The sequence below is a fragment of the Marinococcus salis genome, assembly GCF_054971365.1.
On sequence record NZ_JBQOJB010000027.1, the window covers coordinates 1 to 20,801 of the forward strand.

Consider the following 20,801-nt stretch of genomic DNA (forward strand, 5'->3'; position numbering starts at 1 on the left):
GTACCGTAGCTACGGGGATTCTGTCTCTTTTTTATCGTTAATGGAAATAATTGTTAGTAAACCCGCAACAAAAGAGTTTTTTAAGTATTGACCGTTTGAATGCAAACACAAAGGGAATGGAAGGATTGTATTACTACAGAAGGGGGACTTACTAATTATGGAAGCAGATCGAAATCGTTGGTTGATGGCGTTATCAGCCGTAGCGATTCATTTGTCGATCGGTTCGGTATATGCGTACAGTGTCTACCAAAATCCGCTGAATGAATCACTTGGCTGGAACATTTCCGACGTAACACTCGCATTTACAATTGCAATTTTCTTCTTGGGGATGTCGGCCGCTTCACTAGGGTTTTTTGTGGAAAAATACGGGCCGAGGATCTCAGCTGCTATTGCAGCCGTGCTGTTTGGCGCCGGAACGATGGGGGCCGGACTTGCGGTCCAGCTTGAAAGTTTGCCATTATTTATTGGTTCTTATGGTGTTCTTGGCGGCATTGGTCTTGGTATCGGGTACATATCCCCGGTTTCTACGCTCGTTATGTGGTTTCCGGACCGCAGAGGGATGGCTACCGGCATGGCAGTTATGGGATTTGGCGCGGGGGCGCTGATTACAAGTCCCGTAGCAGAATGGCTGATGAACGCTGTGTCAATCCCGGGAGCGTTCTACATTCTGGGCGCTTCGTACTTCGTTCTTATGCTTGCGGGGGCAAGCTACATGAAGAAGCCGCCGAAGGACTGGATGCCTAAGGGCTACAAGAAGGAAGATTTGCAAACGAACCAAAAAGGCGGAGACCTGGCACAGCTTTCAGCGAAACAGGCTCTTCGGACGATGCGTTTTTACCTGCTCTGGCTCGTAATGTTTATTAACATTTCTTCAGGCATTATGCTCCTTGCGGTGGCGTCAAATATGACCCAGTCCATTACCGGCACCAGCGCTGCAGTAGCCGCTACCGTCGTCGGCGTGATGGGATTTTTCAATGGAGGTGGACGGATTGTCTGGGCATCGCTCTCGGACTATTTAGGTAGAACGAATACGTTCACGTTATTTTTTCTTATTCAGATTGTTGCCTTTTTCCTCCTTCCGTTAACGACTAACGTGGTGTTGCTTGCGATTCTTTTGTTTATTATTATTACCTGCTATGGCGGAGGCTTTGCCTGTCTGCCAGCGTATATCGGCGACTTATTCGGTACGAGACAGCTCGGAGCTATCCACGGTTTTCTTTTAACGGCCTGGGCGCTTGCCGGGGTTGCGGGGCCGACTGCCGTTTCAAGCATCGTATCGGCTACAGGAAGCTACACACTCTCATTCTATCTGTTTAACATTCTTCTGGTGGTTGCTTTAGCCGCTATGATTGTCATGAGATTTAATATTAAAAAGATTAGAAAAAATAAAGAAAATGAAAGCACAGAAGCGGCAAAAGCTTAAAATAAAGACCCCCTTTTCTCTTTCATAAAGAGAAAAGGGGGTCTTTAGTGTTACGGAAGCTCGTTGCCGGCTGATTGATACAGGTCATACCACTCTTCACGCGTCAAATTAATCTCAGACGCCTCGATAATACCGGAGAGCCGTTCAGGGTTCATCGTGCCTACAATTGTTTGAATGCGGGCCGGGTGCCGGAGGATCCATGCGGCTGCCACTGCCGATTCTGTAATACGGTAACGGCCGGCCAGCTCGCTTAGTTTTTTGTTTAGTTCCGGAAACTTGTCATTTCCGACAAACACGCCTTCCATCATGCCATACTGGAACGGGGACCACGCCTGGACGGTCATATTGTTCAGCTGGCTGTATTCAAGCAGCCCGCCTTCCCGCATCACGGCCGCCTCATTTTTCATATTTACATTCAATCCCTGGTCGATCATAAGAGAGTGCATCAGACCGAACTGCAGCTGATTGGCTATTAAATCCTGTTTTACATGCTGCTTCAAGAGTTCGATCTGCATTGGATGCTGGTTGCTGACACCAAAATGCCGAACCTTGCCGGAAGTGTAAAGGCTGTCAAATGCTTCAGCTACTTCTTTGGGCTCCATGAGTGCGTCGGGACGGTGAAGAAGAAGGACATCCAGATAATCCGTTTGAAGCCGCTGCAGGCTTTCATCAACTGTTTTTAAAATGTGGGATTTGGAAAAATCGAAGGAGTTCCCGCGAATACCTGCCTTAGACTGAAGAATCACTTTCTCGCGCAGGTCATCATTCATCCCCGCTGCTGTGGCGAAAATTTCTTCGGAATCCCCGCCACCGTAGATGTCGGCGTGGTCAAAAAAGTTCACCCCGGCATCAAGAGCGGTTCGGAAAACTTTTTCAGCACCGCTTACGGAAAGTTCATTCATTCGCATACATCCGAGCGCTATGTTGGATACGTGGAGAGAACTGCTGCCTAACTGTATTTGATTCATCTGGGCACCTCTTTTTTTCAGGATAAGACTAGTGTAACATGATGGATGTGTGTCAGTCATGATAGCGCTGTCAAAAATCTGGAAAGTGACTTTTGAACATAAATATGGTAATTTGTAGAAAAACGTTAAAGGGTGTCAGACATGAAACGAAAAACGATAAACAGTTATTTTATTCTATTCTGGCTTATCATCGGTATATGGAATATCGGCCTTGGGGTTATCGTCACTCTCGTGCTGCAAAGCTATATATGGGCGCTCATTCATATCCTGGCCGGAGTCCTCTGTTTAATCGTAATGGAAGCTGTGCGCCGTGGAAAATTACAGCTTAAACAGGAAAAAGAAAAACATCTGCATGAGAGCGATCAGTAGTTTGATTCCCCTGGAATCAAAATTGTAATAATTTGATGATTACCCTGGAGACTTTTCGGAAATAGACTATTAATGATAAACAAAGGGGTGAACATTATATTACAGACCAGAGGGGCAAAAACAATTAAAAGTATTATCCAGGACAATGAAAAGCCGCTTACTAATAAAGATGTCGCCGCCATATTAAAAGATAAAAACAGCATTGACAGCTCTTTTGCTTTAAAAACTATTGATTCGATGGTGGGTAATGGGCAGTTAATGCTTATCCGATATGTTGACGCCGGGGTGTATGTAGTAGAGGTAAAATAATTTATGTTAACTGTTTTATGAACAGTTAACATTATCTCTTTTTTAATAGAATATCTGTACATAATTTTCCTGTTACGAAAACAGGAGCCTTGTAACCTGAAGAATAGAGAATTACTTTAGAGAAGAGGGTGATGGCAATGAGTTTCGAAGATGAGTTCGTAGCTAAAGCAAAAGAATATTTAGAAGAAGATAAAGATGCAAACATTATGAACGAAGTAAACTGGGAAATTGCCAAATACTTTAATAATTTGAACAAAGAAATTGGTGAAGTGAAAAACGATTCGTTCAGCAGCTACGGTTCTAAGCACCGCAGCTATATGACCATTGATAACCGTGAAGTGATTTTTGAAACGATTACAGAGGACGGCAATTATTACATTCAGGTTACGCAGGGGACAGACGACAGCAGCAATGAGCTGGATGTTATATATGTGCAGGAAGGTAGAATGTACAGCAGGGAAGAAGATAAAGAATTTGATATGGATATCGTCCGGAATCATCTTAAGAATACATTCGGTGACATACTCGGACTTTAGAAAAAGCGCCCGCCGCGGCGCTTTTTTATTTAGGAAAATTATTAACTAATTCTGAAAGAAATAAGTTCTGATTTTTCCTTAATGGGTATATTGTCATTAAGGGGGTATACGCCATGGGGGTTGTTTATATCGAGCGGCATATTCGCCAGGTGCAGGTAATTATTTGTAGTGAAGGACACATGCTGCATTGCCTTGTATGGCCGGGGGAAGGGGGATGGGTAGCTGATATACACTCCATGCAGAACAGCGGTTTTCATCCGACGTTTGAGCGGGTCTATTTTCCCGAGAATGAAGAGATCATACAGCTCGGAAGACATATATACGTTCTGCGGTAAAAAGGCAGAAGCGTGAAGCTTTCTGCCTTTGGGCTGTGCTAAAGAGTATTTGGGTCCGTGTAACCGATAGGCCCCCGGGATTCGGAATGCTCCACTACGGTGAGAATAAACCGCATGGGGATAAAGACGGTCCGGCTGCCGCCAGAGCCTCTCCCGGCTTTTTCTTGATAAAAATAAACGCCAGCTTCTTCAATACCGCAGTTATCGGCTGATACTACAGCTTTAACGTAGCTTGAATGCTCCTCGAACGTCCCTTCGCTTTGGAATCCGTTTAAGTCAAAAAGTGGAATGGCAGAAGGCTCAAAGTAAACCTCAATGAAATTCGAGCTGTCTACTGATGAACTCATGGATAACCCTCCTTTCAGTAGTTATTTACCATAATATACCCTGAAAAGAATTAATAAAAGTAGAGAATGCTAAAGGGTTGAAGGATGAATATACATCAACATACAGTTTTTTATTGCTGTAGGGAATATGGGTTAGGAGAGGAGATACGAGAAAATGCAGCTTAAAATTAAGAAGGGGGCTCCCCAATAACAATAAAAAAGCAGAAGCCTGCGGCTCCTGCTGAGGTTTATTATATATGATGGTGTCCCGTACTGGGCTCGAACCAGTGACCTCCACCCTGTCAATGCCAATCTCAGGTTTTTTGCTGTTTCCTTTAGTATCTTTAAGTGCTTTTATATCAGGAGGTACAGGAGTTTTCGTTTCTGTCTGTATCTCCTGATTTCTTTTTGTTATTATAAGTTCGTGACCAAAATGTGACCAAAAATAAAGGTGGAAGAAGCATTTGTACATCTCAGTTTGGTGCTTTAAGAGTTTAGAATTTCACACCCGCTTGTATCAAAATATCTAAGTAAACTATTTTGACTTTTTGCATCACATGTGAGTAATAAGAAGAAGCTAGAATAAAACTTGTCTGATTCAAAGCTTCCCAAAAACATTTGATTCTATCAAGTCTTAAACTTACATCATCTGTGTGTTCTTGCGCATTGCTAAACTGGGTTTTTAATAATTGAAGTGGAATTACAATGTTTAGTTCACATTGCAAATAAGAATAATCATCAGAAATGTTTTTGGCTATCAAGCCCTTATAATACTCAATGCCCCATTCTTCTTCAACTCCTAAATTCGAGTAATCCCATCTTAATTTTTTCTCTCTAAACTGAGAGAAGAATCGCTTTCTATCCTCTTCGTTAGAAATTAATATTTCGAAGATTTCAAAGCCTTGCACGATTTGAGCTATATCTGAGTTTTTATCAATATGATCCATGTAATCCATAAAAGTAACACTCCTTCCAAATTTTAGTTCATTTTAATTATATACCTAACAAAGTAAACATGCTTTACTAATTTTTCTAGTGCGCATACTGAATATATAGAATATTTGGGGCCAACGCAGTCTCCCTATGAGCTGCGTTTTTTATTATAATAGAAGAGTGCCCAAGTGAATTTTACAAGGTGATAGCGGTGAGGGTACCCGCTTTTACTTATTCTTGTGGGCTCTGGTGTATGCGAAGTGCACTTTTGGAACTAGAGCGTTTTAGCTATCAAAAAGGTATTTATAACTGGTATAGCAAGGTTTTGAGATAGAAGGGCGGAAAAAGGACAAATTCGGCTTTCGATAATACACCCGTATTTGCTAAAAAACCACCAGGGGATTAAAAATAATAAAAAAATGTGGAGGCAGCAATGAAAGTTCATGAAACAAACAGCGACTGGACAGGAGTACAGACACTTTCATATGGCTTAACCACCATTGAATATGTGCTGCTACTCCAAAAGCGTCGAGATATTAAGATATCGGTAGACTTGGTGAACGGCGTGGAGGTTCATGCGCCTGAAGAAGTGAAACAGCATGTGCTGATTGAGACTTTAAAGCAAAAAGCGCCGTGGATTGCCCGCAAACAGAAAGAGCTTGTGGAAGTTCAACAACCTTCCGTTTCCAGAGAATTTGTGAGCGGAGAGAAGTTTCCGTATCTCGGCAGGCAGTACCGCCTGAAAGTTAACCGCCTCGATCGTCAGGGTGTACATCTGGGCCTTTACCAAGGGCGGTTTGTAGCTATAGTGCCGAGCAATTGGGGCCAGCAAAAGGTAGAAGAGGGACTGCAAGCCCAGTTTGAGCAGTGGTATCGAACGCATGCCCAGCGAAAGGTAGAAGAGCGTGCAGTATATTACCAGAATCTAATGGGTGTTAATCCCGCCTCAGTACGCGTACGGACGCAGCACAAGCGTTGGGGTACCTGCACTACGGATGGACATATTTACATCAACTGGAGGCTCGTGATGGCCCCTGGACGGGTGTTGGACTATGTGGTAGTGCATGAACTGGCTCATCTGAAAGTGCCTGAACACAATCAGCATTTCTGGCGCAAGGTCAGGGCGGTTATGCCTGAATATGAAAAACGAAAAGAGTGGCTGCGGGTTCATGGCCAATCGCTCACAAGAGTGGTTTAAAGTGGATTGAAATTTAATACTTTATTAACATCGGTGTGGTGATCCACTGCGCCGAACCCCAGGAAGTGCTCGCCCGCGGGATAGAGGAAATGAACGTGCACGGCGGTATCACGTTCTGTAGCCACCTCGACCGCTGCGGTGGGGACATGCAGGCAAGGTTCTACAAACTGCACCTATGTTGATGGGTGACGCCTGTCAGGCCTGAGATTTGGTGCCAAGCATGCCGCATATGCACCTGAGGGCAAGTGACGGTCCGTTTTATACCACATACCGAACGATGGCGCATATGGAAAAAAACCAATCGCCTGGCCGAGCAGCTAAAGGCCTATTAGAAACAAAAAAAGAAGCAAACATAAAAGAGCCCTGAGGCGGGCTCTTTTTTTTGGTTACAGGGGAAGTTATTGGTCTCCCGAGCTTTCCACGAGCTGCATGTAGCGCAGCAGGTCACTGTTGCCTTCCTGCACAGGATCCATGAACTCGTCATAGAGGGAGTTCTGGGTGTCCAGCGTTGCGAATGTTTCGCTGTCATACAGAATCGTGATGTAGTACGATTCGTCAGGCTGCATCGAGTCTTCGCCAAAGCTCATATCCACCCACGATTCCATGTAAATATAGTTGCCGTCCGCGGAGGTTTCCCAGGTGGTTTCGTCGAACGGAGCATAGGTGATGTAGTCCGTATGCAGGTCACTCATAATAATCGTGTATTTGTCATAGGCTTCTTCCAGGGAATTGCTCTGAGTCAGGTCAAAACGCTCGCCTTCCAGGTTCTCTTGATATAGAACATCGTCGGTGAGCAGCTGCCCGAGGGCTTCACTATAAACCGCGTGCATGTACTCCGCTTCACCGCCTTCGCCTTCGGTATATTCCACATAGCTGTCGCACTCTTCTTTGGAGAGCACTTCTTCGCAGTTATCCGCGACCTTCGGTTCATTAGGCCCGAGTTCTTCCTTCGCTGCGGCAATCGCCTCCGCTTCAGCTTGCGCATATTCGTCTTCTGGAAGTTCCGTAAATATTTTCACATCATCCCCCGTGGTTTCCTGGACCATCTCGGTCGTGACCTCCCAGGGTTCGGGTTCTGACTCGATTTCTGGCTCGGAATCGGTTTCTTGTTCCATTACCTCGTTGACATTATCCTGGCTTAACCCTTTGCCGCTGCTTTCTGCAGGGGCCGCCTCTTTCTCGTTTGAGTTAGGAGCCTCCGTATCCTGTCCACAGCCTGCCAGGATCAAGAGTCCTGCTGTCATCATCATCGTTATCCATCGTTTCATCCTATCCTCTCCCTATGTGTTTATACGCAAGACCTACGAATGAGTTAACTTCATTTTATTGGAAAGTTTGGGGGAAATCCATCTTTTTTTGAGAAGGATGTGCTACTATTAAGGCAACGTTACTATTGGTCCAGTGGGAAATCGCGAGTATAAAGGGGGAGGCGTCATATGAATTGGAAGCATTATGCAGGCATTGCGGGGATTTTGTATTTTTTTCTGTTCAGTTCGAGCTGTGGCATGCTGAACAACATTGGAGGGAGTGTGCCCGACGGCATGACTCAGGAGGAGTATGATCATGCGCTCGCCTGGTACGAACATTACCGAGCGGTGGTGCTGGACGAAGACAGCGGACTGATCTACTCCGCTGACTCCTTGGAGCCCGCCAAGGAGCATATGGGGTGGATGGACGACCAGCGGAAAGCGGAAACTTTAAGTGACAAAGGGTACGATACCGTCAATGCCCTTCAGACCATCGGCCTGAATGTGATAATGGCCAGCGACGAAATGGATGGTCGCTATAGGGAAGTGGATCTGGACAACATGGCGGACGCCGAGTGGACGGTGATTGAAACCCTGGAGCTCGACATGGAACCTGTAGCCTATGAAATTGGGATGTACTAAAAACGAGAAAGAGCCCACCGAAGGGCTCTTTCTCGTTTTTAGTATCCGTTCTTTTTGTAGTGCACTTCAGCAAGCTGAATCACCTGATGGGCGATTGGCTCCACCTTGTCTTTTGGGCAGTTGCTTGCCCGCAGCTGCCGCTTGATGGATTTTCGCATCGCTCGTTTAGGTTCTTCCTTGAACGTCCAGTCGATCACCGCTTCCTGCTTGATAAGGTCCAGAATAATGGACGTCAGCTCTTTGACGCTTTCTTCGTCGTGGTCCGCCATTTCCTGACTTAACAGCTGGAAAAATGGATACTCGTGCGACTGAAAGCCGTGGCTTTCGCTTTCTTTCGCGAAGTCCATCATCTGCTGGCGCATCTCTTTTAGTTCCTGCAAGTGTTCTTCAATAGTCAACTGGCGCTCGCGCCGCCGATCAATCAGCTCTTCGATTTTCTCCCGCAGAGATGTATACATCACGGGATTTTCATCCATCTTTACCCGTATTTCGTGTTTCAGGGCGTGTTCCATTTCCGCTGCTTTTGCTTCGGGCTTTTTGATGGCATCAAGCTTCTGGTTATAGCGGTCCGACAGAAGGTTGACAGGTTCGTACAATACGCTCGGCGTGGTGGCGACTACGTGCTCCTCGATCAGCTGACGTACTTTTTCGCCGCAGTCTGAAATATCCAAGCCTTCTTCCTCGTGGTATCTGGATTTCGCCATCTGGCTAATTTTGCCGAGCCAGCGCAGGTCTTCCATGTACGATTTAGCGCTTGTGCTTGGAATAACCATATTCATGCTTTCGGCAAACTTTTTAAAGGCCGTGTCAAATTCATTGCGCACGTCTTCAGGGTCCAGCACAGCCAGACAGGCATCAGCATCGTCTCGGGGGCAGTAATCAAAATACTGCATGGCCTGACGATGTCTCATCTCAAGGCGGGGTAGTTCGTTTTCCACATGCGTAAGGGCGTCTTTGACGTCTTCCTCATGGAAAATACCGAGCGCTTCTTCCAGAAAGCGGGACACCCCGTAGTAGTCCACCAACAGTCCGTACGTTTTCTTGGCGTACGTACGGTTGGTGCGGGCAATCGCCTGAAGCAGGTTGTGCTCCTTGAGCGGTTTGTCGAGGTACATTACCTGTTCGATTGGGGCGTCGAAGCCCGTTAAAAGCTTGTCGCAAACAATCAGAAAGGAGAGCGGGTCCTCGTTCATCGGCTTTTTAAACCGATCGATGACGGTCCGCTCCTGTTCTTTGGTTAAATGATGCCTGCGCATCGGTTCGTCGTCATTGTGTCCGCTTGAAATAATTACCTTGGATTCGATATCTGTAAGTTCATCCAGCAGTTCTTTATAGCGTACAGCTGCCTCCCGCGAAACCGCCACAATCTGGCCTTTAAACCCATCGGGCTGAATGTGGGACTCGTAGTGATTAATAATATCAAGGGCCACCTGGCGGAGACGGGGCTTGGCAGCAGTTACCGCTTCTTCGGTAGCATACTTTTGCTTAATACGTTCGCGGTCTTCTGTGGAATACTCACGGAAAAAACGCTCAAACAAATCATCGATGGTTCCACCCTGAATATGCAGGTTCACCATGCGGGACTCGTAAAAGATCGGGACGGTGGCGCCGTCTTCGACCGCCTGTTCGATCGTGTACGTATCAATGTAAGGGCCGAAAGTGCGCGGTGTACTTTTGTCGTTTTTGTCGATCGGTGTCCCCGTAAAGCCGATATAGGTGGCGTTAGGAAGTGCGGTGCGCATATTCATCGCGAGCGAGCTATACTGGGAACGGTGGCTTTCGTCCACCATTACGATCACGTTCTCGGACGTGGACAGTACAGGATAGTCGGCTTCGCCTTCGGCAGTTTGAAACTTCTGTACAAGCGTCATAACTGTAGCACCAGGGCCCTGTTGAAGCAGGTGCTTTAGTTCAGAAACGGACTCCGCCTGGCTCGGGTTCGGGAATCCGCAGCGTCGAAACGTATTGGTGATCTGGTTATCGAGGTCCTGGCGGTCGGTTACAATCATCATCACAGGGTTGCCGAGCTCTCGGAGGCGCCGCAGCTTGGTGGCAAGAAACACCATGCTCAGGCTCTTGCCCGAGCCTTGAGTGGCCCAGATGACGCCACCGCGTTCCTGTGGATGCTTACCGTTTAGAATGCGTTCGACCGCTTTGTGGACTGCACGGTACTGCTGATAACGTCCCATCTTTTTAATCACGCGTCCGTCTTCGGGTTCGTAGACGATGAAATTCTGGATCAGGTCAAACAGCCGCTCTTTACGCAGCATTCCTTCGATCAGAATGTCCTGCTGAGTGGCGTTCGGGCCCAGGTCTTCAACACGTAGCGGGTACGGTTCTTTCCATGCGCTGTAATGGGCAAGCTTGGCGCCGATGGTGCCCGTTTTAGCCTGGTCCTTGCTGGTCGCGATCAAAAACTGGTTGTAGTAAAAGAGCGATTCGGTCTGTTCCTGGTAGCGGGTTAACTGCTTTACCCCCTGATGGATCTGCTGGTCGGGGGCGAGCATCGGGCTCTTGCATTCAATGGCGACGAGCGGCAGCCCGTTCACAAAAATCATCAGGTCGGGACGATTAGTTTTATGTTCAGCGCCTGTGACCGAAAACTGATCCACGACGAGAAATTCATTGTTGTCGATCGTATCAAAATCGATCAGGTGCACCGTCTGGCTCTTGCGCCCCTGACCTATGTCCTGGTAGACGGACAACTTCTCCATTAGCATCTCGGTGAAGGCCTGATTGGCTTCCATAAGACTGGCCGCTTCAATATGCGTGACGGTTCGTACCACGCGGTGAACGTTGTTGTCATCAATCCAAGGGTTGAGCCGCTTAATGGCACGGGCAAGCCGCTTGCGGAGCACTACTTCCATACGGGTCCCGCGCTCCTCGTCCAGCGCAGCACCTGACACATGGGTATAGCCGAGCTGCTGGAGGTGGGTGAGGGCACGCTTTTCGACAAGCTGTTCTTCGTTCCACTCCGTTGAAGTACTCATTGGGAAATCACCTCGTTTTCATCCACTGGGACACGGACTTTGCCTGTTAAGAGTTGTTGCATAAGGCCCCTTTTTAAATCATTTAATAGATTTAGATGGGTGTTTTCATTTTCGATTTTCAAGCTTATCGAGCTTAAAGTTGAAGCAATATTTTGTTGCTCTACTTTAGATTTTGGAATAGCTATTTTTAAATTTTTTAAACTTTTCTTTGTAATATGAGGTTGAGCACTGCCCACTTGATACTTTTGGATATACTTTTTAAGTACTTTTCCACGCAATAAATTTATCCAAAAATCGTAATTTAAATTTTCTTTCTTTGATCGTAAAATTAACATTGCTGAATTGATCCTCATGTCTGAATAAGGTATATCATTGCTGTAAAAAGCAATATTGCCTATTGTCCCACGCGAGGTCATTACTATATCTTTTTTTAGAAGTTTTCCATTGTTTAATTCATTATCTTTTTGCTTCGATATAAATTTTTTTGTATTGAAGGAAAATCCAGATTTAGTGACATTCTTAGTATCTAAAAATAGGCAATGGCCATCATCAAAAAAATCATTTTCATGGGGATAGTTCTGGCCTCTGTCACCATCTATTGCTTCGAACACATCACCAACAGTAATTAACTCCCAATCCCTTGGTACTTCTCCAACTTCTGTCTGCTTAAATTCCGTATGCCCGATGCCCCTGGTGAGCAGCTGTTGCATGAGCCCCCGCTTCACGTGTTCTGTCTGCTCGATGATCTGTTCGGTTTTATCGATCGCGTCATCCACGGAGGACAAAATAGCGGCGATTTTTTGTTGCTCTTTAATAGACGGATACGCAATAGGCAATTTTCTTAATTCCTTTTGATTTAACTTGCCACGAGTACCTCCATTAATAAAAGGAAGTATATTTTTGTGAACTAAATTATAATATATCCAATCAAATACTTCAGTTTCTAGAGGTTTTAAAATATGAGCGTGATTATTTACCCAACTTTTTCCTTCTACTCTGTAAGCAATTGACCTGGTGGTATATTCTGAAAAATGTCCTCCATCTTCAGCCATCAGTATTAATGGTATTGCAAATAGATAATCATTGATGTAGTCAAGAACTCCGTTGGCTCCATAATACGGGATGTTTCCCTGCATATTTTCTCTTGTTGGTTTATTTAACGGAACCCTTTTAGAATCCAATATATCGCACAGATCTTCAACATTTTTAACATCCCAGTCTAAAGGTAATTCACCTAGAGAAGTCATTTTATAATTTGAATTATTCAAGATACTCTAACTCCTTTAAAAAAAAGTACATTTTTTCCTCTATTTCTTCACGCTCTTTTTCTAGTTTCTTGAGATCAGCTAGAGTCACTTGTATATCAATTTTTTCCTCTTCCTCAGTTGTATCAATATAGCGTGCGACATTTAGGTTATACTCATTTTCCACGATTTCCTCCATATCCACCACTCGGCAGTACTTTTCCTGGGCCTCCCACGCATCGTAAGCGGTCACGATTTTTTGAATGTCCTCGTCCCGAAGCAAATTTTGATTTCTACCTTCCTGATAGTCCTTGGAGCCATCGAGAATAAAGACCTTGTTTTTCTGATGCTCTGCTTTGTTACGGTTTAGTAGTAAGAGAGCTGCAGGAATTCCTGCCCCGTAAAATAAGTTCGATGGCAGGCCGATGACCGCTTCCACTATATCCTCTTTAAGCAGTCCTTCCCGAATTTTTCCCTCCGCTCCGCCGCGAAAGAGCACCCCGTGCGGCATCACGACACCCGCTTTACCGTTCTGATTTAGGGTGGCAGCCATGTGCTGAACAAAAGCAAAGTCGCCCGCGTTTTTCGGCGGCAGCCCAAAGCGGAAACGGTTGTGGTCGTCAGCTTCCGCTTCTTCGCGGCCCCAATTTTTCAACGAAAACGGCGGATTGGCGATCACGCGGTCATACAGCTGCAATTCATTGTTTTCCCCCGTGAGCTTGGGCTCGCGGATTGTATCGCCGCGCTCGATACGGTGGTCATGCAGCCCGTGCAAAAGCAGATTCATTTTACAGATGGCCCAGGTGCCAAGGTTGCGTTCCTGCCCGTGAAGCGTCAGGTTGCGAGCGTTGCCGCCCTGTTCCTTGATGTAGTCCACTGACTGCACCAGCATGCCGCCAGAGCCCGCGGTTGGGTCACAGACGCGCATGCCTTCTTCAGGCTTGATCAGGTTTACAAGCAGCGACACGACTTTGCTGGGGGTGTAGAACTCTCCGCCTTTTTTGCCCGCGTCGTCGGCAAACTGTTTGATCAGATACTCATACGCGCGTCCGAGCATGTCAGGCTCCGATAGGTTTGCGTTGGACAGGTCGATAAGGGAGAAGTGCTGAATCAGCTGCATCAGAGTGCTGTCGGGCAGCTTGTCTTTATCGTTAAAGTCGATGGTAGCAAGCACGCCGTTCAAAACAGGGTTTTCTTCTTCGAGTGCCTCAAATGCTTTGTTGATCGTGTTACCGATGTCCTGGGATTGGGCCTGAATATGGGCCCAGCGTGCGCGCTCGGGGACGAAGAACTGGTGCTCATCTCGGTCATACCAGCCGTAGTCGTCGCCTTCTTCCCGTTCGATTGCGCGTGCGGTTTCCACGAACACGTCATCTAGCCGCTTTAAAAACAGCAGGCCGAAAATGTAGTTTTTGTAGTCGGAGGAGTCGATCGTTCCCCGCAGAATATTGGCAGATTCCCATAGGTGGGCTTCGAGTTGCTGGAGCGTTAATTTACTCATGGTTTGTTCCCTCGCTTTATGTAGTAGGTTCCTCTTAACTATATCAAACTTCCCAGAACGAAGGCATCCAAAAAACGGAATTTTCCTATAGGGAGAAAAAATTGATGTATTTTACAAGGGGGTAGATATGTATAGGTGCTCTGATTAAATTGGTGGAATGAGCCCACCCCTCCTATCGCATGATCAGCATTTCAAAGAAATAGGAGGAATAGGATGAGAAGTCGATTACAACAGACACACAAAAAATAGAAAGGATGAAGAGCAGTACAAATAAACATGGGTACGAGAATGCTGCTGATGAGAAAGAGGTCAATACGACAACTGGGATTACACAAAGGTCACCGCAGGGGGGACCTTATAACGATTTGGGAACGTATGAAAATGCTCAGGTTCGGGCTTGTGTCAAAGAACGATCCGAATTCCTGCAACGTCTCATTACCCATGAACTCAATAACTTGGCACGGACTCTGTATGGCGTTGTCCAAGAGGTGCTGATGAAAGGTGATACCACGACGTCCAATCTATTATGCAAAACTATATCCTCAAGCTCGTCAGTTACCTGTGTGACTATGCCGATAACGTCCTGTTCGTACTCCGTGGTGCAGCCTAGCGATATGGGCCAGCAATCGAGTATGTGTCCTATATAAGCAGAGGCTGCACCTGGGAAGACATTTTATGATGGCCTGGGAGAAAACCTGAAAGCTGTGTCTCGTTCCGCACTGGCCATGGCCAGTGATGCCCATTGTCTGTGATGACAGTGGAGGGTTGCTCATCGTAGGGGGAGGACAGACGGGGTTTCCATGGCGGAAGAAGAGTGGTCTACTCGCGATCGCTCTGGTGGAAGCGGTTATCCGTTGGAGGGTGATCTCTTCGTCGGTGGGCTGTGAACCTTCCGTCGGCGTGCCTTGAGCGGGAGACCCGTGGCTGATCAGCGGAGAGGACGTATCGACTTATTGCGTGTGAGAGGAACCCGTGGACTGGAAGGAGAGACGTATTCGTTGGCCGACTGTTTTCGTGACGCAGGCAACCATATACTCAACTGTGACCGTCTACCCTAATTAATACAGGGGGGAACAGCCAATTTACACCACGCCTTAAAAAGTTTTTATATTCTAAATATTATAATAATTTATAACTGACTGGGGGAGTAAGGATAGAGGCTAAAAACTTTTTGTAATTTTTTTCAGGTTTATGGGTGATTTTTGGTGATTTCATCGTATCAATAACCGTGTTCCCCTATTGTTGTCAACGTTTCGCTTCTATAGTCTGCTCCCTCAGTTTCGTTGCTGATTCCTTCAAATGAAAATAATAATCCAGATAAAGTAACAATCTCCCGATCACCAAAGCGATGTTCATATGGGAAAGCGAGATGGGGGGCGGATAAATGTAGATCATATTTTTAATACCTTAGGCGAAGAAATACCAAAGTCTTAGGAATGCCGTCGAGAAGGTTTAATTGTTTTTCTATTTATTTCATAAACTACCGAACAACAGTACTATTCTTAATCGTACCAAGTGGCGTTGGCAGCTGCGGTATTTCGTTATCATTCTTTCGAAGCAAGTTTTGTTTCTCCTATTGATGAATTTTCAAGCAGCGAGCAGGTGGTTATGTATAGATCCCTTGATTAAATAAGTGAAAGGAGCTTGCTCTTGGGAAAAAATAATTTAGAAGAATAGTGATAGAAAATGCGAAGAAACAGAAGCAATGCGAGAGGAAAGTAAATGTATGAGAAGCAAATAAGGAGGTGGTTTCAGGTCTGAGGCGGACTTTTAAGAATATAAGAAATTTATGTGAGCACTTACGGTGGGTTTGAACGTTAAATTAAAAATATGAGAAAAGAGAGGCAGCTGAGGCTGTCTCTTTTTTTCGTGGGAGGAAAAAGATGAAGTATTTAAAGAACAGAGAAACCTTGATAGACGGACTGGCAACAATGATCGGAGAAACAAAAGAAGGGCGCACGATGCAAGCTCTTGTTAAGCATTTCACTACAATACAAGCCCTTGTAACCGCTGAAGAAGAGGATTTTTTAGAAGTGCCAGGGATTGGGGTGAAGAAAGCCTGCCGATTAGTTACTGCGCTATCTTTTTTGCAGATGAGTCCGCATATAACAGAAAAATGCTTTACCATACGCTGCCCTGAAGATGTGTTTGAATATGTGATAGACCTTCAATATGAGCAGCAAGAACAGTTTGTCTGCCTTGGATTGAATACGAAAAACCAAGTAATGTTTCGGGAGACTATCTTTGTAGGTTCATTAAATTCATCAATAGTTCACCCTCGCGAAACATTCAGTCCATTAATCAAGAAAAAATGTGCCAGTGCAGTCGTTGTGCACAACCACCCTAGTGGCAATCCCACTCCGAGCCAGGAGGATATCGAAGTAACCAAACGCTTATCGGAGGTGGGACGCCTAGTAGGCATTGAATTATTGGATCATATCATTATTGGTCGAAGTAACTATGCGAGTTTAAAAGTGGAAGGAGGCATGTGACGTAAGGGCAATTAACTGCTGGTTAGAGGCCTAGGCAAAAATAGTTTAATCGTCAGATATAAGGTCCTCTAAATAATAATCATAATGACGCAATTCTGTGTTTAAAGCTGAAGATTCTATATTTGAAGAAGAACGGTTTGAATTTAATCCATCAATCAATGAATTAATACTAGCGTCACTCAAAGTTGAGAGCGGTTGGTCTTCTAGCATCACTTGATTTTCTTCGCGACGTTGCCTTTCCTCTTCCTCTTCTTGCCTTTGTAGATTCCGACGTCTTGTTTCCTGCCGCTCGACTATGACATTTTTTACAAGTTGCAGGTCATTAGTTTGAGAAAAGCGCTCTTGGGCAAGACGAAGGTCTTCAAAGAACACTTCGTCTAATTTTTTTTCAATACAGGATTGAGAGTGCTGAATATCAAGTTTTGAAGGCAATTGCTCCAATTGGAAGTTAGTTGCAGCTTTGTTTTTAATTATAGAAGGCACCGCGTTTGCCGTAGGACACTGTTGAAAGAACCACTGATCGAGATCATTAAAAAATTGTCGCCATTCATTCAGAATCCTTTCGCTTAGCATATAAGCTTCTGCTCCTCGAACCCACTCATCGTTCACCTTAGCTCGGTGTGTTTTGTTTGAACGATAATTTTTTGGAGTGAAGTATCCTGCATTTTTAAATATTGCTTGGATACGATCACATTTGGTTTTAACACCTTTATAGGTGTACTTAGGGCGCTGAGCACGGTCATTCAAATAAGAAGTGATATCTTCATACACTTCAGTACTAAATAAAAAAACCTTACCGTGGCTGGTTTCTTCAGTTAATCCTTCTGACATTAATTTACCGAGGTAAGTTTCAGCCACCTCATCGTACTCAATGCCTCGGCAGGAAGCTAAAAAAACGGGCCAGAACATCGGAGCCAGTTTCAAATTATAAACGGCTTTTGTCCCGTTGCCTGTAACATGAATATCACGCGCTCCCATGTTTTTAAGTTTATCGATACGGAGTCGGGTAGTGCGCTTGTCAAAGGTTGTCGGTCCCCAGCCTGTAAATTTTAAAAATTGGTGGTAGTCCAGGGTGATCTCGTCGTTTGAGAAGGCGGGCATAGGTGTTGCTCCTTTCTACGGGGGGGGGGGAATAGAGATTTCTTCGGCTGAGTAATGGTGGCCGTATCCCATGGGGTGGTCACGGATTTAAAGAGAAACGGCAACATAACCTCGCCCGTGGACGAACCCCTACCCTGGTGACGTTAATGATAGGGATAAGAGTATAAACTCTATGCGTCAATTTAGTAGGGGTAGTCTGATTCATTCTTATAATCAAAGCTAACTAAAAGCAACTAAAATAATTAAATTAGTATCTTAATAGTTGCATTAATTCTAGATTACTAGTACTATAAACGCAAGGACAGATATTATAAAAGCGAGGAAATACTATGAAAGCTTATGTGACTACTAAAGAAGATTTAAAATTATTAAAAGATAAAACAATTGGGGAGAGAGTACGTTGGGTTAGAGAAAAAGCAAATCATCAAAATCCTTCGTCATTCACCCGTTATAGAGTAGCGAAGAATACGAATTTAGCGAAATCAACTATTACTCGTATCGAAGACGGGACGATCAGTCAGCCGCAGTATTCAAAGTTAGAAATAATTGCTTCTTATCTTCAAGTAAATGTAGACGTGTTTTTTGACAGCTATTATGAAGATAAGATGTTTAATTTTGTTATTGGCGAAGCAGAAGATATTAAAGAGTATGAAGAAACTTATAAAACATTAAATATCTTAGATGAGGCATATCAAGCTAAAGTATGGACTTCAATTGTTTCATTGCACTCTGGTGAAGTCGCTGAGGAGTTTGAAGAAGAAGTGGAATTGTCTCCTTTAGAATATGAAGAATTTAAAGAAGAAATTAAGTGGTTGTTTTATAAGGTTAAAGAGCGAAGAAAGACTTGGCATCAGAAAAGAATTGCCGAACAAAAATTAAACAATCGGGAGGAATTTGATGAGTAACTTGGAATGGATGCTTCATCAACACGGCGAAGTACTGGAGGTGGCCGATATTCAAGAAATTTTAAATATCGGTCGAACACAGGCATACGACTTGGTGCACTCAAAAGCTTTCAATCATGTACGTGTGGGTAAAAGCATTAAAGTGCCTACCGCAGATTTTGTTCGATGGCTGCATGGAGAAAGCGTTATGGAAGTGGAGTGAAGATACAGAACGATCTTAAGAGAGGCTGAGAAGTAATTAGCGGACCCGACTTTGTTCGGGTTCGAATAATTTTATAGGTGGAGGGGTAGCATGAATTATTCAGGCAATGTTCACAAGGATAAACAAACAAAGAAGTCGAGTTGGATGTACGTGGTGGAGATGGGCAAGGATTCAAACGGTAAAAGAAAGCAAAGCCGTAAAAGAGGTTTTAAGACAAAAAAAGAAGCTCAGGCGGCGTTAACCAAAAAGACGCATGAATTAAGCTCGGGGACATACGTGGAGCCTTCTAAAGAATCCCTCTCAAATTATTTAGCGCGATGGATAGAGAATAAAAAACCTCATGTTGGCGCAAGCACGTATGATAATTATGCGTGCAATCTTAAAAATCATATTCTTCCAGGGCTTGGAGACTTGAGTTTATACGAGGTGAGAGCTTCGCATATTGAAGACTTCTATTCTAAACTGTTGTCTGAAAAGCAGTTATCGCCTTCGACGGTGAAGAAAGTCCATAATATGCTTTCAAATGCTTTCGAGAAAGCTTTGAAGCATGAACTTATTGTGAAAAACCCTGTGCGCCTAGTGGAGGTACCTAAAGAACTCCCTATTGAAATGGAAGTTTGGACGGCGGAAGAAGTGCGCACCTTTTTACATTATGCGAATTCGAGTCCCTTCCATATAGTCTATGCCATTGCAATTGATACAGGCATGCGCATGGGAGAAATTTTAGGACTGCCGTGGAAAAACGTAGACTTGGAGTACCAACAGATTCATGTAAATCAAAAGTTAGCGAAGGACGGTAAGACGATAGAACATTTTTTGAAAACGAAGACGGGCAAAAGAACGATAGAGATTTCTCCCGAACTAAACGAAAAGCTGAGAAAACATCAATTAACGCAGAGGGAAAGGCAACTCCAATACGGACACACATTGCCAGATCATGGTTTGATAAATACGACGACAATAGGAACCCCCATTCACTCCAGTAATTTACGTCGAGACTTCAACAAGCTTATTCAGCAGGCGAAATTAAAAAAGATACGTTTTCATGATCTTCGTCATACGCATGCAACTTTGCTGCTTTCACAGAATGCTCATATGAAAGTCGTGTCAGAACGTCTGGGGCACACAAGTACAAGGATGACCATTGACCGCTACAGTCATTTGCTACCAAATATGCAAAGAGAGACTGCCACGCAGTTTGCAAAAATGTTGTATTCAGACGTCTCCTCTTGAATATTAAGGGAGTCGTGAAAGGTTTAAATAAAGCGATGTGACCAATTCGTGACCAGTAGGCCAAGAGTAAGCTGAAGAGACCTTTTTAAAGAATTTTGATAAAAATAAAAAACCCCTGCACAGCAAGGGTTTGAGCGTTATCTGTTATGGTGTCCCGTACTGGGCTCGAACCAGTGACCTCCACCCTGTCAAGGTGGCGCTCTCCCTACTGAGCTAACGGAACAATTAGTATAGAACGAAGCGACAGAAATAATATACAATAGGAAAAGAGCAATGTCAATCCTTCCTCAGTTAAATTATACATGGAAAGCAGGGTTTCAATGAAGAACATTCGACTTCTTCCGTACAATGAAGCTTACCGGCCCTCGCTGGAATCCTATTATTTGCCGGAAGCACAGGCGCAGTATACACGCCTGCCGCTGCAGGCAGTTACACAGCTGGGACCGGCGGAGACCGGAATTTTAATTGTCCACAACACATACCCGGTAGGATTTTTCCAGCTGGAAACTGAAAACAGGTTTCCTAACTACTCAGCCAACAGCCGGGCGGGTTTATTAAAAAAATTCTCAATTCGTGTGGAAGAACAGGGGAAAGGGTACGCCGGAGATGCCCTTTGCAGTCTGCCTGCCTTTGCCGGCAAATGGTTCCCGGAATTGAACGAAATTGTCCTCGGAGTCAATATCCGAAATGAATCTGCCCAATATGTCTATGTAAAAGCGGGGTTCAAAGATACAGGCCGGCGTTTGATGGGACCAATGGGCGTACAGTATATCTCTTTTGTTGCGGGTTTACTAACAATTATTTCCATTAACGATAAAAAAGAGACAGAATCCCCGTTGATACGGTA

The 20,801-nt window shown here is 44.8% G+C and carries 20 protein-coding genes and 1 tRNA gene; 12 read left to right on the forward strand and 9 right to left on the reverse strand.

Translation table 11 applies throughout. The annotated features are described in order from the left end of the window. Nucleotides 1-157: 157 nt before the first annotated feature. The gene (locus ACTTK6_RS14975; protein WP_079476022.1) at nucleotides 158-1,423 is read left to right on the forward strand and encodes an L-lactate MFS transporter; all 1,266 of its coding nucleotides are present in this window, start codon (nucleotides 158-160) and stop codon (nucleotides 1,421-1,423) included. A 50-nt stretch (nucleotides 1,424-1,473) separates the two neighbouring features. Here ACTTK6_RS14975 and ACTTK6_RS14980 read toward each other — a convergent pair whose 3' ends face one another. Continuing rightward, complete coding sequence (locus ACTTK6_RS14980) at nucleotides 1,474-2,391, reverse strand: aldo/keto reductase (protein ID WP_462833833.1); 918 nt, start codon at nucleotides 2,389-2,391, stop codon at nucleotides 1,474-1,476. Between the two features lie 141 nt (nucleotides 2,392-2,532). On the opposite strand from ACTTK6_RS14980, the gene ACTTK6_RS14985 reads away from it, so the two are divergent. From ACTTK6_RS14985 to ACTTK6_RS15000, 4 genes are all read left to right on the forward strand, one after another. Further along, the gene (locus ACTTK6_RS14985; protein WP_079476024.1) at nucleotides 2,533-2,760 is read left to right on the forward strand and encodes a hypothetical protein; all 228 of its coding nucleotides are present in this window, start codon (nucleotides 2,533-2,535) and stop codon (nucleotides 2,758-2,760) included. An 87-nt stretch (nucleotides 2,761-2,847) separates the two neighbouring features. Continuing rightward, nucleotides 2,848-3,069 (forward strand): hypothetical protein, encoded by a 222-nt coding sequence (locus ACTTK6_RS14990; protein WP_143745428.1) that lies wholly within the window; start codon nucleotides 2,848-2,850, stop codon nucleotides 3,067-3,069. Nucleotides 3,070-3,206: 137 nt separating this feature from the next. Then, nucleotides 3,207-3,605 carry a DUF3942 family protein gene (locus ACTTK6_RS14995; protein ID WP_079476026.1) on the forward strand — a complete coding sequence of 133 codons (399 nt, stop codon included), beginning with the start codon at nucleotides 3,207-3,209 and terminating at the stop codon, nucleotides 3,603-3,605. A gap of 113 nt (nucleotides 3,606-3,718) precedes the next feature. After that, nucleotides 3,719-3,940 carry a hypothetical protein gene (locus ACTTK6_RS15000; protein WP_079476027.1) on the forward strand — a complete coding sequence of 74 codons (222 nt, stop codon included), beginning with the start codon at nucleotides 3,719-3,721 and terminating at the stop codon, nucleotides 3,938-3,940. A 38-nt stretch (nucleotides 3,941-3,978) separates the two neighbouring features. Here the strand turns inward: ACTTK6_RS15000 and ACTTK6_RS15005 are convergent, their stop codons facing one another. Then, nucleotides 3,979-4,287 (reverse strand): hypothetical protein, encoded by a 309-nt coding sequence (locus ACTTK6_RS15005; RefSeq protein WP_079476028.1) that lies wholly within the window; start codon nucleotides 4,285-4,287, stop codon nucleotides 3,979-3,981. Nucleotides 4,288-4,760: 473 nt separating this feature from the next. After that, nucleotides 4,761-5,222: a hypothetical protein gene (locus tag ACTTK6_RS15010; RefSeq protein ID WP_462833834.1), complete on the reverse strand. Its 462-nt coding sequence runs from the start codon at nucleotides 5,220-5,222 to the stop codon at nucleotides 4,761-4,763. 410 nt (nucleotides 5,223-5,632) lie between these two features. Here ACTTK6_RS15010 and ACTTK6_RS15015 point away from each other — a divergent pair, with 410 nt between their 5' ends. Next, the gene (locus ACTTK6_RS15015) at nucleotides 5,633-6,397 is read left to right on the forward strand and encodes a M48 family metallopeptidase (protein WP_462833835.1); all 765 of its coding nucleotides are present in this window, start codon (nucleotides 5,633-5,635) and stop codon (nucleotides 6,395-6,397) included. 398 nt (nucleotides 6,398-6,795) lie between these two features. Here the strand turns inward: ACTTK6_RS15015 and ACTTK6_RS15020 are convergent, their stop codons facing one another. Beyond that, complete coding sequence (locus ACTTK6_RS15020) at nucleotides 6,796-7,665, reverse strand: hypothetical protein (protein WP_462833836.1); 870 nt, start codon at nucleotides 7,663-7,665, stop codon at nucleotides 6,796-6,798. A gap of 168 nt (nucleotides 7,666-7,833) precedes the next feature. Here ACTTK6_RS15020 and ACTTK6_RS15025 point away from each other — a divergent pair, with 168 nt between their 5' ends. Continuing rightward, the gene (locus ACTTK6_RS15025) at nucleotides 7,834-8,286 is read left to right on the forward strand and encodes a hypothetical protein (RefSeq protein WP_462833837.1); all 453 of its coding nucleotides are present in this window, start codon (nucleotides 7,834-7,836) and stop codon (nucleotides 8,284-8,286) included. Nucleotides 8,287-8,324: 38 nt separating this feature from the next. On the opposite strand, the gene ACTTK6_RS15030 is transcribed toward ACTTK6_RS15025, so the two are convergent. Genes ACTTK6_RS15030 through ACTTK6_RS15040 form a run of 3 tightly spaced genes read right to left on the reverse strand, consistent with a single transcriptional unit; the run spans nucleotide 8,325 to nucleotide 14,021 of the window. Further along, the gene (locus ACTTK6_RS15030) at nucleotides 8,325-11,276 is read right to left on the reverse strand and encodes a type I restriction endonuclease subunit R (RefSeq protein WP_462833838.1); all 2,952 of its coding nucleotides are present in this window, start codon (nucleotides 11,274-11,276) and stop codon (nucleotides 8,325-8,327) included. Further along, on the reverse strand, nucleotides 11,273-12,544 hold the full coding sequence (locus ACTTK6_RS15035) for a restriction endonuclease subunit S (RefSeq protein WP_462833839.1): 1,272 nt from the start codon (nucleotides 12,542-12,544) through the stop codon (nucleotides 11,273-11,275). Before ACTTK6_RS15035 ends, ACTTK6_RS15030 begins: the two co-directional genes overlap by 4 nt. Continuing rightward, complete coding sequence (locus ACTTK6_RS15040) at nucleotides 12,537-14,021, reverse strand: type I restriction-modification system subunit M (protein ID WP_462833840.1); 1,485 nt, start codon at nucleotides 14,019-14,021, stop codon at nucleotides 12,537-12,539. Before ACTTK6_RS15040 ends, ACTTK6_RS15035 begins: the two co-directional genes overlap by 8 nt. Before the next feature lie 1,883 nt (nucleotides 14,022-15,904). On the opposite strand from ACTTK6_RS15040, the gene ACTTK6_RS15045 reads away from it, so the two are divergent. Further along, nucleotides 15,905-16,513 (forward strand): JAB domain-containing protein, encoded by a 609-nt coding sequence (locus ACTTK6_RS15045; protein WP_462833841.1) that lies wholly within the window; start codon nucleotides 15,905-15,907, stop codon nucleotides 16,511-16,513. A 45-nt stretch (nucleotides 16,514-16,558) separates the two neighbouring features. Here the strand turns inward: ACTTK6_RS15045 and ACTTK6_RS15050 are convergent, their stop codons facing one another. Continuing rightward, on the reverse strand, nucleotides 16,559-17,614 hold the full coding sequence (locus ACTTK6_RS15050) for a hypothetical protein (protein WP_462833842.1): 1,056 nt from the start codon (nucleotides 17,612-17,614) through the stop codon (nucleotides 16,559-16,561). Between the two features lie 329 nt (nucleotides 17,615-17,943). On the opposite strand from ACTTK6_RS15050, the gene ACTTK6_RS15055 reads away from it, so the two are divergent. From ACTTK6_RS15055 to ACTTK6_RS15065, 3 genes are all read left to right on the forward strand, one after another. Next, on the forward strand, nucleotides 17,944-18,519 hold the full coding sequence (locus ACTTK6_RS15055; RefSeq protein ID WP_462833843.1) for a helix-turn-helix domain-containing protein: 576 nt from the start codon (nucleotides 17,944-17,946) through the stop codon (nucleotides 18,517-18,519). Then, a complete protein-coding gene (locus tag ACTTK6_RS15060) occupies nucleotides 18,512-18,721 on the forward strand; it encodes a helix-turn-helix domain-containing protein (RefSeq protein ID WP_462833844.1) in 210 nt (69 codons plus the stop codon). The genes ACTTK6_RS15055 and ACTTK6_RS15060 overlap by 8 nt, the downstream gene beginning before the upstream one ends. Before the next feature lie 90 nt (nucleotides 18,722-18,811). Then, nucleotides 18,812-19,954 carry a site-specific integrase gene (locus tag ACTTK6_RS15065; RefSeq protein ID WP_462833845.1) on the forward strand — a complete coding sequence of 381 codons (1,143 nt, stop codon included), beginning with the start codon at nucleotides 18,812-18,814 and terminating at the stop codon, nucleotides 19,952-19,954. 147 nt (nucleotides 19,955-20,101) lie between these two features. On the opposite strand, the gene ACTTK6_RS15070 is transcribed toward ACTTK6_RS15065, so the two are convergent. After that, nucleotides 20,102-20,177, reverse strand: a tRNA-Val gene (locus ACTTK6_RS15070). Between the two features lie 97 nt (nucleotides 20,178-20,274). On the opposite strand from ACTTK6_RS15070, the gene ACTTK6_RS15075 reads away from it, so the two are divergent. Next, nucleotides 20,275-20,801: GNAT family N-acetyltransferase (locus tag ACTTK6_RS15075; RefSeq protein ID WP_462833846.1), on the forward strand; the 527-nt coding region annotated here is incomplete at its 3' end.